Raw genomic sequence first — 15,483 nt, 5'->3', positions numbered from 1 at the left:
TCTGGGTTTGTGCGTTTGTGAATGTTGGTGTGGGCAGCCCTGTGTGGGCGCAGGCGTGGGTTCCCCTGGTATTGAGGTTAGGCGCTTGGGGTGGGGGCTGTCAGGGGCGGCCACGGGGGGCTGTGGACAACCACACACGCGGGTCACATCGTCGTGTGCTGCGGCTTGGTGATGTGCGCCTACGCCATGTCGTAAGCTGGAGGATACGAGTGCTACTACGCGCTGCTACTGCTCAAGGTGGCAGCGCTTTTGAGTGTTGACGGACGGGTTGGATGACTGAGGACAGCCGATCGGGAGACCGCGAGGACTCCGGAGCAAACGACCACAGCGGTAGCCGCTCCGGTGAGCCTGGCGGTCGCGGGCGCGGTGACGATTCCCGTCCCCGGTCTGGCTACAGGGGCTCCCGGGACGACAACAGGGGCGGTTCCGGCGGCGGTGAACGCCGCAACTTCCGTGGTGGCGACGACCGTCGTGGCGGGTTCCGCCGCGATGACCGTGGCGGCCAGCGAGGTGGCCCCGGTGGTGAGCGCCGCGACGACCGCGGTGGATACCGTGGGCGCGACGACCGTCGTGACGACCGTGGCGCCAGGCGCGACGACGACCGCCGTGGTGGCGGCCGTGACTTCCGGGGCAACGATGACCGCCGTGGCGGTTACCGTGGCGGCCCCGGCGGCGACCGCCGAGACGACCGTGGTGGTTATCGCGGTGGTCCCGGTGGTGAGCGTCGAGACGATCGCGGCGGATACCGTGGCGGCGAGGGCCAGCGCGGTGGCTACCGTGGCGACCGGGACCGTCAGGTCGGCGGGCGTGACGACCGTCGTGACGACCGTGGCGGTTACCGTGGGCGCGACGACCGCCAGGGCGGCGGGCGTGACTTCCGTGGCCGTGACGGGCGGGACGACCGTGGCGGCAACCGCGGCGGTCGGGGCCGTGACTTCCAGCGGGACGACCGCCGTCCGCAGCGGGACAACCGCCGTGACGACCGACGCGATGATCGCCGTGACGACCGCGACCCGGCCGACATCGCTCCGCCGCTGCCGGACGAGGCCACCTACGACCAGCTGGACAAGGACACCAAGCGCGACCTGCACTCGCTGCCCAAGACCCTGGCCGAGCTGGTCGGCAAGCACATCGTGGCGGCCGGTCTCCTGGTGGACGAGGACCCGGAGCGTGCCTACAAGCACGCCGCGTACGCGCGTCGCAAGGCCTCCCGCCTGCCTACGGTCCGCGAGGCCTCGGGTATCGCCGCGTACACCGTGGGCAAGTGGCAGGAGGCCCTGTCCGACCTGCGTGCGGCCCGCCGCATGAGCGGTCGGGACACCTTCCTCGCGATCATGGCCGACTGTGAGCGCGGTCTGGGACGCCCCGAGCGTGCCCTGGAGATCACCAACGACCCGGCGGCCAAGGACCTGGACGCCGACGAGCGCATCGAGCTGCGGATCGTCGCCGCCGGTGCCCGCCGTGACATGGGTGACGTGAAGGCGGCCCTGGCCGAGCTCCAGGTTCCGGAGCTCAAGGAGCGCCGGGCCCGTCCCTACGTGGCGCGCCTCTTCTACGCGTACGCCGACGTCCTGGAGGAGCTGGGCCGCAAGGAGGATGCCCGCGAGTACTTCGCGCGCGCATCCTCCGTGGACCGTGAGGGCGTCACCGACGCGGACGAGCGTCTGGCCGCGATCGAGGGTGTGGAGCTGGTCGACAGCGACGTCGAGGACGGCGTCGTCTGGACCGACGTCGAGGAGGAGGCGGACGAGGCCGCGGCGGAGGCCGAGGCCACCGCCTCCCGTGAGCGCCGTGACGACAAGGGTCGCGACCACCGCCGCGACGATCGTCGTGACGACCGCCGAGGCGGACGTGAGGACCGGGGCTGACCCCCTCGGAACACCGTGACGGAGCGCCGCCGAGTGGCCCGGAGCCACTCGGCGGCGCCGTCGTGTACCTGGGGTCGGTCCCCGAACGGTACGACTCGGTGGTGTGCCTGACCTACCTGGGGGATCGCCCCCTCATGGTGCGCCATCGGCGGCGGGCCTGGGAGTTTCCCGGCGGCCACCGCGAGGGCGGGGAGGACCTGTGCGCCACCGCCCGGCGGGAGGCGTACGAGGAGGCCGGGGCCACCCTCGCCGACCTCCGGCCGCTCGGGTACTACGTGCTGTCGGACGGCCACACCACCGTGGTCACGCACGCCCGTGTGAGCGCGCTGGAACCCCTCGGCGGTGAGTACGAGACCGTCGAGGCACGGGCCTTCGACCAGCTTCCACCGGAGCACGAACTCTCCTGGGCGGACGGTCTGTACGCGTACCTCCTGCGTGTGCTCGGACTGCCCGGGGCTCGCTAGGGCGTCCCGGGCACCGCACACCCACGGCGAGACCGGCCCACATGCCGACCTCGCACGCGCGGGCCGACCTCACGAACCCACACGCCTGACGTGGACCCCTTCGACGCCGACCGCCTCGTACCCGAGCCGGTCGTTGATGGCGAGCATCGGCTGGTTGTCCACGTGGTTCTCCGTGAAGGCGTGAGTGATGCCCCGTTCCCGAGCCCGGTGCAGAGCGGAGACCTTGGCGCACCTCGCCAGCCCGCGCTCCCGGTACCCGCGCCGGGTACCCGTCATCGAGGACCCGACACGGGTGTCCCGATCGGACATGTAGGCGGAGAAGGAGACCGGGGCTCCCTCGTGGAGCATCACCATGCTGATCTCCAGATCGATCAGCGGGTTCTCCCAGACCGAGCGCAGCCAGGACTCGTAGGGAACGAAGTCGCCCTCCAGCTCACCGGGTTCGTCCTCGTCGCAGGCCCTGTCGAGCTCGTAGATCGGTCGCGGGTCGTCGGCGAAGTCGGTCATCGGTCGCAGCTCGAAACCCTCCGGCGTCTCCGGCAGGTCCGGCAGTCCACCGAGGTCCAGGCCGAGGACGTGGTGCTCCTCCCGCAGTTCGTACCCGCGCTCCCGGGCCGCCTGACGGAAGAGTTCGCCACCGGCCTGGACCCCCTCCTGCGCACTGTTCACGCGCAGGGTGGTCGCGCCCTTCTCCACGAGGACGGTCTCCGAGGCGGTGAGGAGCCGTTCGACGAGGTCGGCGTTCCGGTGGTCCTCGGCCAGGGCTCCGATGTAGCTGCGGCCCGTGCGGGTCCCGTCCTCGTTGGTCTGCAGGCGACTCAGCAGGTGTCCGACCACGGTCTCGCCCTCCACCGCGACCAGGCGGGTGTCGTCCATCCCCGGGAGCGGGTGGGACATCCGCCACCGCGTGTGCTGTTCCGTGAGGACCAGGCAGGGGAGGGAGGCGCGGATGAGTGCGTGGGCCTGAGGGGCGTCCGCGGGGCGCAGGTCACGAATCAGGGGGCTCATGCCCGGAGGCTACGCCGATCGGAACCGGGCGCGCACGTGAATTTCGGGGTGCTCCCAGGCCTCCCGGCCCCACGGACGAGGGCTCAGGCCCGCTTCTCCTCCGACTTCCGCCTCGCCTCGGCCTGCTCCTGGGCGAGCCGGTCCAGCCAGTGCACGATCCCGCTCACGTTGGCCTCCGGGCCGCTGAGCGTGTCCAGGATGGCGGCTGACCCGCTCGAAGTCCCCTCCGGGAGCGGCTTGTAGCGGCTGATCACCTTGTCGCGCACCATGGCGATGGCGTGGTCGAGGTCCCCGCCGGTGTCCCGGGAGTCGCGCACGGTCTCCACCCACAGTCGGAGTTCGCTCTCGGCGCGGGCGATGGTCTCGGTGACGGCGTCATGCGCGCCGAAGTGGGAGAACATGAGCCGCTGCGCACCGATGTCACCGAACAGGCGCAGGGTGCGCAGGCAGGCGTCCATGTCGAAGTCCGGCGGCGGGGTGGCCGGGCGCAGGTCTCCGGTCAGGGGGTTGTACACGCCGAGGGCGTCTCCGACGTACAGGTCACCGGTGCCGGTGTCCACCAGCCCCATGTGGTGCTTGGCGTGGCCGGGCGCGTAGTGGGAGACGAGCTTGCGGCCCGCGCCGAGGTCGATCTCCCCCGTCTCGCCCACCGCCCGGATCCGGACGGCGTCGGTCGGGTGCATCCGCCCGAACAGGGAGTCGAGCCGTTCGCCCCACACCATCTTCGCGCTGGCCATCAGACGGCTGGGGTCGGCCAGGTGGCGGGCGCCGCGCTCGTGCACGACGATCTCGGCGTTGGGGAACAGGGCGGCCATGTCCCCGGTGCCGCCCGCGTGGTCCAGGTGGATGTGGGTGACGACGATGGTGGCGAGGTCCTCGGGGGCCAGGCCGAGCCGGATGACGGCGTCACGCAGGACCGGTGCCGAACCGGCGGTGCCGACCTCGATGATGCAGGGTCGTTCGCTACGGATGAGGTAGGCGGAGACGACCCCCGGATAACCGGCGAGCATCGTGTCGATCGCGTAGATCCCGTCACCGAGCGGAGTGATCCCCTCGGGCAGTCCGCTGACGTCCACGTCGTCGTGCACGGCGGGCACCCCTCTTCCTCAAGCGTCCTGTGGTCCGCCACGGACCGAACCCGACTCTAGGACAAGGATGTCACGGCAGCTGAGGGCGGGGTCGCCCGCTTGTCCACAGCCCCGGAGACTCCCTTCCCTCCCCACCCCGCCCGGGTGATCCTGGAAGCAGCACACCAGGACGGAAAGGTGCCCTCGTGCCGACACCCACCTCGTCGAACACCGCCCACCACGCCACCCCCGAAACCGACCTCACGGAACGCCCCGACGGACACCGGAACGACGTCTTCGTCGTCGGCCGGGTCACCGCCGCGCCCTCGGAACGCGAGCTCCCCAGCGGCGACCGGCTGGTGACCTGGCGGATCTGCGTGGCCCGCCCCGACGTGCCCGGTCGGAGGCGCGCCCGAGCCGACTCGATGACCCTCGTCTCCTTCGACCCGCGCCTGTGCGCGGCGGTGGAGGGGTGGCGGGTCGGTGACGTGGTCCGGGTGACCGGTGAACTACGCCGCCGGACCTGGCGCGGCTGGAACGGAATCCACAGCGTGCTGGAGGTGGAGGCGGACTCCGCCTCGCGCGTCCGGGAGGCGGATCGGTGATCCGGTCACCAGCCCAGGGTGGCCAGGGCCTCGGCCGCCGAAGACCTGGCGGGGTCGATCGACTCGTCGGCCCAGACCGCCGCGCACAGGGCGCGCAGGCCGTCCAACCGGTCGCCCTCCCCGGTCAGGTGGACCGTTCCCCGGACCGAGGTGACGGTCCATCCCCCGCACTCGGTGCGTGCGGTGTCCCCGTCGACACGGCGCACCGGGCCCGGGTGGGGCTCGTTCATCCCGGAGACGTCCCACGCCAGGTAGCGGGGGCGCTGGTGGGCGGGAGCGGCCAGGACGTCGCGGGGCGTGGCCACCCCGGACAGCACCAGCAGACCGGCGGCGCCGTGCACGGTGGCCCCCTCGATGTCTGTGTCCAGCCGGTCTCCCACGATCAGGGGGTTGCTCGCGCCGGTGCGCATCATGCCCTCCTCGTGGAGGGGGCGCATCGGCTTGCCCGCCACCACGGGCTCCACCCCGGTGGCGTGCGCGATCACCCGCACGAAGGAACCGTTGGCGGGGGTGACGCCCCACTCGGTGGGCGCGGTGGCGTCGGAGTTGCTGGCCACGTAGAACGCGCCTCGCGAGACCGCGAGGGTGCCCTGGTCGAGGAGGTCCCGGGTCATCGATCGTGAATAGCCCTGCACGACCGCCACCACCGAGTCCGAGGTGACCGTGACCGGCCGGAGCCCCATCCGGCGCACGGCCTGACGCAGCCCGGTGTCGCCGACCACCAGCACGTCGGACCCCTCCGGGAACCGGGAGGCGACCAGGCGCGCCGCCGCCTCAGCGGAGGTCACCACGTCCTCGGGGGCGGCGGGGACCCCCAGCTGGGTCAGGTGTTCCGCGATCCGAGCGGGCGTGCGTCCGGCGTTGTTGGTCACGAAGGCGACCCGGGCTCCGGCGGCACGGGCCTTGCCGACGGCCTCGGGCGCGGCGGGCACGGCCGCGGGGCCGATGTAGACCACGCCGTCCAGATCGAGGAGCATCGCGTCGTGGAGCTCGTTGAGCGGGCGGTCAGCGGCCTGCAACATGGTGTGTGGTCCGATTCCTTGTGGCGGGAGAGGTCATCTCCAGGCTAGGCCGCCGGGGCCTTCCCGCCGCCGGGACGCGGATGTGGGCTCCGTCGCAGCCGGGCGGTGCTCGGTGAGCCACCCGACGGCGAAGTCGACCGCGTCCCCCAGGGAGAACAGCCGGGCGGTCGCTGAACCCACACGTCCGAGGGTGACGGCGCCGGTGGCCTCGAACTCGGCGCCCAGCCGTGGGAAGTCGCTCTCGTCCAGGGCCACACCGGTGTAGGTGACCCACTCGCGTCGACCAGCCGAGTTCCTGATCGCGCAGGAGGAGGGTTCCGTCCTCGGCCGGGGGACCCGGTACTCGGCCAGGTGGAAGCAGGTGCAGGAGTCGTAGCCGGTACCCAGCAGAAGCACACGCGCGCCCGCGCGCTCCATCCTGGCCAGGGGAGAGCTCTCACCGAGCGCGGAGGTGATCGGATGGGGAAGCATCAGGTGTGCCGCTCGCGGACCGAGCGCGGCGAAGGAGGTCTGGGGATGGTCGCTGCGCACCGCGCCGGGCCAGGTGCGGACGCGTTCGGGGATCCGTCCCATGTAGGAGCTGGGGGTGATGGCGGGGTCGAAGGCGGGGGCCTCGGCGCGGATCGTCTCCCACCAGGCCTGGGGCACGGGAGGACTCACCCAGCTGGCGGGATCGGTGTTTCCCATGGTCTGCGTGGGCACCACCAGGTTCCCCGTGGGCCCCACGGCGGTCAGGAGTGCCTGGACCACCGCCTGGTCGGCGCCGCACACCCATCCCAGGGAGCGCAGTGAACTGTGGACCAGCAGGGTGTCACCGGGACGCACTCCCAGGTGGGCCAGGTGCATCGCGAGGGAGGCCGCCGTTCGCGGCCCGTCCGACGGAGAGGGGGATGGGGTGGACACGAGAGCTCCTGTGCTGGTGGACACGGGGGACTCCGGTCATTTTCCCAGCGGGTTCCCCACGAGGCCAGCGGGTTTCGGCGGTCGCTGGGCCGTGGCATGATGCGATTCCCAGGGTGTTCGTGAGGATGAGCCATCGAACTTCAAGCGGAGATAACGCCCCGAGGACATGGACGCCCTGCGCCATCGTGACCAGGGCGTCCACCAGGCCCGTGCAAACCCGCACCGCACCGGCTACGGCTCTGGCGAGGAGGCCGGTGACCGGCCGCCGTCGCCGCTGTGGGGATGCCGCGCCCGGGCGCTCCGAAGACGTGAACGAGGCCGATCGCGCCTCCGCTCGCCGACTGGCGGCCGCCGTCGAACGGGCCCAGCGCCGCCAGAAGCAGCAGCCCCTGCTCTACGCGTATTCGAGTGGCCCCTTACCAGCGTTCGGTACGGGGCCACTGTCGTCCTCCAGGACGAGAATCTACGACGCAAAGGAGCGGGCTACTGGTTGTCGCTCCACCCCGCACATACCTTGCCCCGCAGGTCAGCGTGCTTCACTGGGACGAACGCCTGGGTGAACTTCACCCACTCGTCGCAGGCCAGGCACTTCATCCGGCCGTTGCGCCGCTGGTTGGCCACGGTCTTCGTGTGGTGGTACGGAACAGTTCCATCAGGTGAGGAACCGCGGCATTCCTTGAGCCGGTATCCCCAGCCTGAGCGCTCGTTGATGTAGTGCTTCTTGCGCAAGCCGTCCTTGCGCCTCCCGATCTTGCGGTCGCAGTAATGGCACATCCTGGCCTCCCGATTAGCGGTTGATGGCGGCAGCCAGGATCACCAGGCAGATGATGACGGCCGTGGTCCACGGCCAGTCCGAGTACTGCCCGTTGAAGTTGCGTGGGGCCACAGGTGTCTCCGAACACTCAGGGGGAAGAGGGAACGGGATCTGAGTACCACCTGTCAGTGACACTCCGCAGCGATTGGCCACAACAGGTCACCGGCTTGTGCTGTTCGTCCGACATCTTCCGCCTGCGGTCCCCGTCTCCACGACGCCCTGGTCCTAGAAGACGCGGGCTCTGGCCCGGTACACGCGTGCCTCCGGAGGACCTCGGGAACCGAGGATGGGGAGGGGAAGCCGGTCGGGTACGGGTCTGCTGGGGCTGGAATTCCAGGTGGCGTGGCCGCAACCCCTCACCCATCAGTGATCAAGGACCAGCACACCGATGCCGGGGACGCCAACCCTTCGCGCCACCGGGAGCTGCGGCTTCCGCTCCTGCGTCGCTCCACCCGGTCACCCGGTACCGTTGCCGAGCCTCGCTGCGCTCGGTGGTACCCGGCCCCCGGCGTGCTCAGCTCCAGGACCTCCGACGCTCGGGCCGCCGACTCGTACAGCAGCCGCCACAACGTCTTCTCCCGGAGCGCGACTCCCTCGCGGACGAGCAGCTCCTAGACCACGGCGCGGGTCAGCGTTCGGATGCGGTCCAGCGGGACCGGGCGACAGGGGAGCCGCCGCAGGGGTTCGCCGGTGAGCCACCCCTGTTTCGACCACCACGCCAAGGAGAGCGCGCGCAGTCGGGCATTGACGGTGATCGATAGGTAAACCAGGCCGTGACCTGGTCGGCGTCGGCCTCGCCCTCCAGGACGTCGAGGGAGGCGTCCGCGCCGAACTGGGCTGTGAGCCAGCGGCGGGTGGTGTCCCGGTCCCTGCTGCGGAGGGATTCGCGCGGTCCGTGTGTCGGGTGTGGGCCCCGGGGTGCGGGCACCAGGTGACCCCGGGGCGGTCGCCTACTTCTGGTCGGTCGCGGAGTCCGCCGACTTCTCGGACTGCGTCTCCCCGTCGACGGTCCCGTACCCTCCTCCGCCACCACCGCCGCCGCCTGAGGCGGGGCAGCCAGCGGCCAGGAGTACGACGGCCGACATGGTCAGGGCCATTCCGGCGATCCTGCCCACGGGCCGTGCCGGGGCCTTGGTACGTGTGCTGTCGTCGTGCATGGACACTCCCGTCCGTGGCCCCGGCATCCCTCCAGGTGAGCAGAACACCACCGAAGGCCACTCATGGTGATTACCGCACGACTCATCGTAACGATTTGGCGTCGGGTGGCACGGAAGGGGAGCCCTGTGTCCTTCGGAGAGGTCACCGGTCAGTCGAGGACCCGCATGACCAGGCCCGTGCGGGGTTTGGGGCCGAACGACGTGGACTTGCGGGGGGTGAGCTCGCCACGGTCGGCCACGGCGTAGACCTGTTCCACGCGGAGCGGGGGCACGATCACCGCCGTGCCCTTCTCCTCGCGGGCGGCGGCCTCGGCTTCGGCGGGGTCGTCGTGGATCATCCGCACCTGTTCCTCCGGGAAGTTCCACAGCGGCAGGAGCACCTCGTGCAGCGCGGCCGTGGCCAGGTGGCGCCAGTCGGGGGAGTGGTCGGGCATGGCCTCCCGGAGCACGGCCTCGTCGAACCCGCTCACCAGGTGGGCGTCGCCCTCGGCCGACACCAGGAGCAGAGCGGGGGCCCGCCTCTCCTCCAGGAGCGCCGGGTCGGCTTCGGTGACCGGTTCCACTGTGGCCACGGTCCGGGCGGCGGCCAGGGCCTCGGCGGTGTCCAGGCCGGGCAGGACGCGGTGGATGGCGCCCAGCTGGGGTGGGTGGGTGTCGCTGTCCACGAGCAGGGCCAGTCCGTGCGCCCAACCCGGGTCGGTGCTCTCTTGGCGCAGGCGCCGGTAGGCGGCGTAGCGGTGGTGCCCGTCAGCGATCAGCGCGGAGCGTCCGGCGAGGTCGCCGGTGATCTCCCGTTGGATGCGGGGATCGGTGACCGCCCACAGCCGGTGCTCGGAACCGTCGCGGGTCCGCGTGGAGACCAGCGGCCGACGCGAGGTGGTGGCCTCGGTGGCCGTGGAGGCCGCGCCGTTTCCGCCCCGGTACAGCAGGAAGATCGGTTCGAGGTTGGCGCGGGCCACCTCCATCAGGCGGAAGCGGTCGCGTACCGGGGGGGCGGCCACGTCCTCGTGCGGGCGCACGGCGGGGTCGGGCCCGTCGTCGGGCAGCCCCAGGGCTCCCACCAGTCCCCGTTGGGTCCGGCCGTCGGCGGTGACCTGCTCGTAGACGTAGAGCGCCGGTTCCTCGTCCAGGGTCAGCACCCCGTCGGTGATCCAGCTCCGCAGGAGGTCGGCGGCGGCCCGGTAGCGCCGGGAGGCGGCGTCCTCGGGTGACTGCCGGGAGAGCTCGAACGGCAGTGTGACCCTCGCCGCGTTGTGGGGGTCGGAGCGTTGGAGTTCGCGTGCCTCGTCCGCGTCGGGGATGTCATAGGGCGGCGCCAGCAGGCGTGAGATGTCGAGGACACCGTCGATGAAGCGGTCGACATCGGGGGCCGCGTAGCGCAGCCCGCGGAAGGGGGCCAGGACGAGTGGTTGGCGGGACATCACAGCAACGTACCCGTCAGAGGACGCGCCGCAGGCGGAGCATGTCGCTCAGGGTGGCGTCCACCTTCAGCCGACGGGTGATCAGCGCCACGGCCGGGTCCAGGCGGTCCTCGGCCAGGGCGACGAGGTCGTCGCTGGTCACGGTCACCCGGACCTGCGCGCTCCCGGAGGCCACCAGCGGCCCGGGGGTGACGTCGGTGAGCCCGTCCACGGTCAGCCGCATGTCGAAGGCCGTCTCCAGGTCGGGGACGATCACGCGCACCGTGCGTTCGCGGATGTGTTCCCGGCGTCGGTCCAGGGGTTGGGCGAGAATGCGCTCGTTCGCCCGGGCGATGCCCTCAAGGCACGCGTCGATGCTGCTCATGGGCTCATGATGCCCTATGTGCCGGACGCCCTCCGGAGGTCGCGCCCGGTGTGGGCTCCGTCGTTTGCGTGCCACACGCGCCCGGCTCCCGGTAGCGTTGGCGTCGAACCCCCCTGGAGCACGAGGCCCCTCCCTCCCTGCGCCCTCCTTCCCTTTCCTCCTGCGGTCCCTTCAAGGAGCACGTCATCATGGTCGTCGACGCGGTACGCACCTATCTGGACGCCGCCAATGGCCTCACCGAACTCTCGCGCAAGCAGGCCGTCGCGGCTGCCAAGACCCTGTTGCGCGCCAACGGGGCGACGCCCACCGTGGTCGTCCCGGAGGGCGAGGCGCCGCCGAGGGTGGGTCAGAGCATCCAGACCCTGGCGGGCGAGCTGATCGAGACCAGTCAGGCCAACCGTGCGGCCGTGGCCGAACTGGTGCGCTCCGAGGTCCGTGGCGCGCTGGAGCAGATGGACATGGTGCCGCGCGCGGAGTACGAGCGGATGGTCCGCCGGGTGGCGGAGCTGGAGCGCCGGATGGCGGCCCGGCACGCCGTGGAGCGGGTGCTGGAGCCCCGTGGTGGCGCCTCCTCGGAGCTGCCCGTGGAGGAGAAGGCGCCCGTGGCGCGCGTCGAACCCGAGGCGGCGGAGGAGGCCCCGGTGCCCGTGGTGCCTGAGACGGCCCCGGAGTCCGGCGAGGGCGAGAGCGCGCCGCCGGAGGCCGCGGCCGAGGAGACGGCGGCCGTGGCGGACGGTGACGGCGCGAAGGGCGACGACTCCGGGAACCAGGCCCCCGACGGCGCGGCGAAGCCCAAGCCCAGGACGACCCGCACGCGTTCGACCGCCAAGCGCACCAACAAGGGCAAGGGCGCCAAGAAGTAGAGTCCGTTCCGGGCGCCGGAGCACCGGCGCCCGCGCGGGTGGGTGAAGGGACGGGGAGCGATGGATCCGAGCGAGCAGGCCGAGGCACTGGCGGAGCGGACCCTCGGCGCGACCAGGGAACGGTTGGCCGCACTGGACGAACTGCCCACCCATGAGCACGTGGCGGTCTTCGACACGCTCCAGCAGGAGCTGTCGGGTGTGCTGGGCGCGCTGGGACAGAACGCCCGGGGTTCCCGATAGTGGGCGGAACGGCCGGTACCCTAGGTGACCATGGCAAAACGTAGTCGGCTCGACGCGGAACTGGTCCGCCGAGGTCACGCACGCTCCCGGGGCCAGGCGGCCGAGTTGATCGAGAACGGGTTCGTCCTGGTCTCCGGCATGGTGGCGTCCAAGGCGGCGACCCAGATCGGCACCGACCAACCCGTCGTGGTGCGCACGCCTTCGGAGGAACCGGCCTACGTGTCCCGGGGCGCGCACAAGCTCATCGGGGCGCTGGACGCCTTCGAACTGGACGTGCGGGGACGCCGGGCGCTGGACGCCGGGGCGTCCACGGGTGGTTTCACCGACGTCCTGCTGCGGCGCGGGGTGTCGCACGTCACGGCGGTCGACGTCGGTTACGGTCAGCTGGCCTGGCCGCTGCGGAGCGACGACCGGGTGCGGGTGATGGAGCGGGTGAACGTCCGCGAGCTCACTCCCGAGATGGTCGGTGAGCCCCGCCCCGACCTGGTCGTCGGGGACCTGTCGTTCATCTCCCTCAAGCTGGTGCTCGGTGCCCTGCGTGCGTCGGTGGCCCCCGACGCCGACTTCTCGATGATGGTCAAGCCCCAGTTCGAGGTGGGCAAGGACCGGGTGGGCGCCGGCGGTGTGGTCCGTGAACCCGGGCTGCGGGCCGAGGCCGTCTCCGACGTGGCCGCGCACGCCCTGACGTTGGGGCTGGGCGTCGTGGACGTGACCGCGAGCCCCCTGCCGGGTCCCTCGGGCAACGTCGAGTACTTCCTCTGGATGCGGGCCGGGGCCGCCCCGCTGGACCCGGCCGCGTTGGAGCGCGCGATCCAGGAGGGGCCCTCCTGAGGGCGTGGCCTCCTGTCGCAGGAGTCCGGTAACGTGACCCGGCCGGGTGCGGTCGAGCACCCGGCCAGCACCAGGCTTCCCGTGGGAAGCGAACGTAAGGGGACGGCGATGACCAGCGGACGCAGCGTTCTCCTGCTGGCCCACACCGGTCGGCCGGCGGCCGTGCGCAGTGCCCAGTTGGTCCACGCGCGTCTGAGCGCGGCGGGGCTGACCGTCCGGATGCTCAAGAGCGAGGTCGAGGAGCTGGCGGACTCGGGCTGCGTCCTGTCTCCGGTGGATCCGGTCGAGGCGGCGGAGGCCGCTCAGGGCGTGGAGCTGGTCATGGTGCTCGGCGGGGACGGAACCCTGCTGCGCGCCGCCGAGCTCGCCCGCCCGGCGGGCGCGCCGCTGCTGGGGGTCAACCTCGGGCACGTCGGCTTCCTGGCCGAGGCCGAACGCGAGGACCTGGGCGCCACGGTGAACAGCGTCGTCAACCGCGACTACGTGGTCGAGGAACGGATGACCCTCGACGTGGCGGTCTTCAACGGCGGTCGGGGCGACGGTGCCCCGCCGGTGCGTTCCTGGGCGCTCAACGAGGCGACCCTGGAGAAGGCGGACTCGCGCCGCATGCTGGAGATGGTCCTGGAGGTGGACGGGCGGCCCCTGTCCAGCTGGGGTTGTGACGGCGTGGTGTGCGCGACTCCCACCGGTTCCACCGCCCACGCCTTCTCCGCCGGAGGCCCGGTCGTGTGGCCTGACGTGGAGGCGCTGCTGGTCGTGCCGATCAGCGCGCACGCCCTGTTCGCGCGGCCCCTGGTGGTCGGGCCCGAGGCGACGGTGGCGCTGGAGATCCTGCCGGAGACCACACCGGGCGTGCTCTGGTGTGACGGACGGCGTATGGTCGAATTGCCCGTGGGAGCACGAATCGAGATCACCCGTGCCGATACGCCGGTCCGGCTGGCCCGGTTGCACCGTGCGCCGTTCACCGACCGGTTGGTGGCCAAGTTCGGCCTCCCGGTCACGGGGTGGCGGGGACGGGCCGCACACGGACGCTGATCCAGCGCCGTCGCAAGCAAAGGGCGTCAACTATCAGGAGAGGGATCGGTGCTCGAAGAAGTCCGAATCCAAGGCCTCGGTGTCATCGACGACGCCGTGTTGGAACTGTCACCGGGTCTGACCGTCGTCACCGGTGAGACCGGCGCGGGCAAGACCATGGTCGTCACCGGGCTGGGACTGCTCTTCGGTGGGCGCGCCGATCCCCAGCGGGTCCGTCCGGGCGCCGAGCGCGCGGTCGTCGAGGGACGGTTGACCGTGCCCCGGGGCGGCCGGGTGGCCGACCGGGTGCTGGAGGCCGGGGGCGACATCGACGACGACGTCCTGATCCTCACCCGCGCGGTCTCCGCCGAGGGCAGGTCGCGGGCGACCATGGGTGGCCGTTCGGCCCCGGTCAGCCTGCTCGCCTACCTGGCCGACGACCTCGTGGCCGTGCACGGGCAGTCCGACCAGCAGCGTCTGCTGCGTTCGGACCGTCAGCGCTCGTCGCTGGACCGGTTCGCCGGGGACGACCTCGCCAAGGCGATCAAGCGTTACACCACCGCCTACCGCCGCCACCGGGAGGTCTCCGCCGAGCTCGACGAGTTGGTGGAGCGGGCCCGTGAGCGCGCCCAGGAGGCCGACCTCCTGCGGTTCGGAGTCGAGGAGATCGCGGCCGCCGAACCCCAGCCGGGTGAGGACGCCGAGCTGCTCGCGGAGGAGACCCGGCTGGCGCACGCAGACGGACTGCGGGTGGCCTCGACCACCGCTCACGAGGCGCTGACCGGCGATCCGGCCGCGGCCGAGGTCCAGGCCGACGTGGTCGGGCTGCTGTCGGCGGCCCGTCAGGCGGTGGGCGCCGTGCGTGAGCACGACTCCGACCTCGCCGCCATCGGTGACCGGCTGGACGAGGCGTCCTACATCCTCACCGACGCCGCCACCGAACTGGCCTCCTACGCGGAGTCGGTGGACGCCGACCCGGCCCGGTTGGCCGTGATCCAGGAGCGCCGGGCCCTGCTGACCCAGCTCTCACGCAAGTACGGCGAGACGACGGACCAGGTCCTGGCCTGGGCGGAGACCGCGGCCAAGCGCCTGGGGGAGCTGGAGGGCGACGACGACCGGATCGACGGTCTGCGTGCCGAGGCCGATGAGCTGTACGCGCGGATGGACGAGGCCGCGACCGAGCTGACCGAGATCCGGGCCGGGGCCGCCGAGCGGTTCGGGGCGGCGGTCACCGAGGAGCTGACCGCGCTGGCGATGCCGCACGCGCGGGTGAGCGTGCGCATCACCACGGGCGAGGAGTTCGGGCAGCACGGGCGCGACGAGGTCGAGATCCTGCTGGCCCCGCACCCGAGTTCGCCGCCGCTGGCCCTGCACAAGGGTGCCTCGGGCGGTGAGCTGTCCCGGGTCATGCTGGCGATCGAGGTGGTCTTCGCCGGGGCGGACCCGGTGCCGACCTTCGTGTTCGACGAGGTGGACGCCGGTGTCGGCGGCAAGGCCGCGGTGGAGATCGGCCGACGGCTGGCCCGCCTGGCCGGGTTGGCCCAGGTGATCGTGGTCACGCACCTGCCGCAGGTCGCGGCCTTCGCGGACGCGCACCTGGTGGTGGAGAAGTCCACCGAGGGGCTGGTGACGGAGAGCGGCGTGGTCCGGCTGGACCGGGACGGGCGCGTGCGTGAGCTCTCGCGGATGCTCGCCGGACTGGAGGACTCCGAGCTGGGTCGGGCGCACGCGGAGGAGCTGCTGGACAACGCCGATCCGGACCGCGCCTACCCGGCTGGCTGACCAGGGGCGCGGAGGGGTCGTCCTCGCGGTGCCCGTGTCCGAGGGGCGCGGGCACCGTCG

17 protein-coding genes are annotated in these 15,483 nt (G+C 71.7%); 8 read left to right on the top strand and 9 right to left on the bottom strand.

Going from position 1 to position 15,483, the window contains the following annotated elements; all coding sequences use genetic code 11:
• Positions 1 to 215 precede the first annotated feature (215 nt).
• Positions 216 to 1,184: a hypothetical protein gene (locus tag ACRWK8_RS08820; protein WP_431869490.1), complete on the bottom strand. Its 969-nt coding sequence runs from the start codon at positions 1,182 to 1,184 to the stop codon at positions 216 to 218.
• Between ACRWK8_RS08820 and ACRWK8_RS08815 the strand changes: the two genes are divergently transcribed.
• Entirely contained in the window at positions 1,152 to 1,868 is a 717-nt protein-coding gene (locus ACRWK8_RS08815; protein WP_431869488.1) for a tetratricopeptide repeat protein, read from the top strand. The two genes, ACRWK8_RS08820 and ACRWK8_RS08815, sit on opposite strands and share 33 nt — an antisense overlap.
• A 62-nt stretch (positions 1,869 to 1,930) precedes the next feature.
• Complete coding sequence (locus ACRWK8_RS08810; protein ID WP_431869486.1) at positions 1,931 to 2,332, top strand: NUDIX domain-containing protein; 402 nt, start codon at positions 1,931 to 1,933, stop codon at positions 2,330 to 2,332.
• Positions 2,333 to 2,401: 69 nt separating this feature from the next.
• Here the strand turns inward: ACRWK8_RS08810 and ACRWK8_RS08805 are convergent, their stop codons facing one another.
• Together ACRWK8_RS08805 and ACRWK8_RS08800 are read right to left on the bottom strand one after the other, a co-directional pair.
• On the bottom strand, positions 2,402 to 3,340 hold the full coding sequence (locus ACRWK8_RS08805; protein WP_431869484.1) for an N-acetyltransferase: 939 nt from the start codon (positions 3,338 to 3,340) through the stop codon (positions 2,402 to 2,404).
• A gap of 83 nt (positions 3,341 to 3,423) precedes the next feature.
• Positions 3,424 to 4,428, bottom strand: a complete 1,005-nt coding sequence (locus tag ACRWK8_RS08800) for an MBL fold metallo-hydrolase (protein WP_431869502.1) — start codon at positions 4,426 to 4,428, stop codon at positions 3,424 to 3,426.
• 185 nt (positions 4,429 to 4,613) lie between these two features.
• Here ACRWK8_RS08800 and ACRWK8_RS08795 point away from each other — a divergent pair, with 185 nt between their 5' ends.
• Positions 4,614 to 5,012, top strand: coding sequence for a single-stranded DNA-binding protein (locus tag ACRWK8_RS08795; RefSeq protein ID WP_431869482.1), 399 nt, complete (start codon positions 4,614 to 4,616; stop codon positions 5,010 to 5,012).
• A 5-nt stretch (positions 5,013 to 5,017) separates the two neighbouring features.
• On the opposite strand, the gene ACRWK8_RS08790 is transcribed toward ACRWK8_RS08795, so the two are convergent.
• The 6 genes from ACRWK8_RS08790 to ACRWK8_RS08765 form a co-directional block, all read right to left on the bottom strand.
• Positions 5,018 to 6,034: an HAD-IIA family hydrolase gene (locus ACRWK8_RS08790; protein ID WP_431869480.1), complete on the bottom strand. Its 1,017-nt coding sequence runs from the start codon at positions 6,032 to 6,034 to the stop codon at positions 5,018 to 5,020.
• Between the two features lie 33 nt (positions 6,035 to 6,067).
• A complete protein-coding gene (locus ACRWK8_RS08785) occupies positions 6,068 to 6,937 on the bottom strand; it encodes an AAC(3) family N-acetyltransferase (RefSeq protein ID WP_431869478.1) in 870 nt (289 codons plus the stop codon).
• A 483-nt stretch (positions 6,938 to 7,420) separates the two neighbouring features.
• Positions 7,421 to 7,666 carry a hypothetical protein gene (locus tag ACRWK8_RS08780; protein WP_431869476.1) on the bottom strand — a complete coding sequence of 82 codons (246 nt, stop codon included), beginning with the start codon at positions 7,664 to 7,666 and terminating at the stop codon, positions 7,421 to 7,423.
• A 1,035-nt stretch (positions 7,667 to 8,701) separates the two neighbouring features.
• The gene (locus ACRWK8_RS08775) at positions 8,702 to 8,908 is read right to left on the bottom strand and encodes a hypothetical protein (protein ID WP_378739090.1); all 207 of its coding nucleotides are present in this window, start codon (positions 8,906 to 8,908) and stop codon (positions 8,702 to 8,704) included.
• Between the two features lie 149 nt (positions 8,909 to 9,057).
• Positions 9,058 to 10,329, bottom strand: a complete 1,272-nt coding sequence (locus tag ACRWK8_RS08770) for a DUF1015 family protein (protein WP_431869474.1) — start codon at positions 10,327 to 10,329, stop codon at positions 9,058 to 9,060.
• A 16-nt stretch (positions 10,330 to 10,345) separates the two neighbouring features.
• Positions 10,346 to 10,693, bottom strand: coding sequence for an SCP2 sterol-binding domain-containing protein (locus ACRWK8_RS08765; protein WP_431869472.1), 348 nt, complete (start codon positions 10,691 to 10,693; stop codon positions 10,346 to 10,348).
• A gap of 188 nt (positions 10,694 to 10,881) precedes the next feature.
• Here ACRWK8_RS08765 and ACRWK8_RS08760 point away from each other — a divergent pair, with 188 nt between their 5' ends.
• The 5 genes from ACRWK8_RS08760 to recN all read left to right on the top strand — a co-directional run bounded on the left by ACRWK8_RS08760 (position 10,882) and on the right by recN (position 15,423).
• Positions 10,882 to 11,556 (top strand): coiled-coil domain-containing protein, encoded by a 675-nt coding sequence (locus ACRWK8_RS08760; RefSeq protein ID WP_378739100.1) that lies wholly within the window; start codon positions 10,882 to 10,884, stop codon positions 11,554 to 11,556.
• Positions 11,557 to 11,616: 60 nt separating this feature from the next.
• A complete protein-coding gene (locus tag ACRWK8_RS08755) occupies positions 11,617 to 11,796 on the top strand; it encodes a hypothetical protein (protein WP_378739103.1) in 180 nt (59 codons plus the stop codon).
• A 30-nt stretch (positions 11,797 to 11,826) separates the two neighbouring features.
• Positions 11,827 to 12,627, top strand: a complete 801-nt coding sequence (locus ACRWK8_RS08750) for a TlyA family RNA methyltransferase (RefSeq protein ID WP_378739106.1) — start codon at positions 11,827 to 11,829, stop codon at positions 12,625 to 12,627.
• A gap of 108 nt (positions 12,628 to 12,735) precedes the next feature.
• A complete protein-coding gene (locus tag ACRWK8_RS08745) occupies positions 12,736 to 13,662 on the top strand; it encodes an NAD kinase (RefSeq protein WP_431869469.1) in 927 nt (308 codons plus the stop codon).
• 48 nt (positions 13,663 to 13,710) lie between these two features.
• Positions 13,711 to 15,423, top strand: a complete 1,713-nt coding sequence (recN, locus tag ACRWK8_RS08740; RefSeq protein WP_378739111.1) for a DNA repair protein RecN — start codon at positions 13,711 to 13,713, stop codon at positions 15,421 to 15,423.
• Positions 15,424 to 15,483: the final 60 nt, after the last annotated feature.

Origin of the sequence: Nocardiopsis eucommiae, assembly GCF_965344335.1 — a bacterium.
Classification (GTDB): Bacteria; Actinomycetota; Actinomycetes; order Streptosporangiales; family Streptosporangiaceae; genus Nocardiopsis; species Nocardiopsis eucommiae.
Note: the sequence above shows the minus strand (reverse complement) of the source record. Positions and strands in the feature narration are given on the sequence as shown.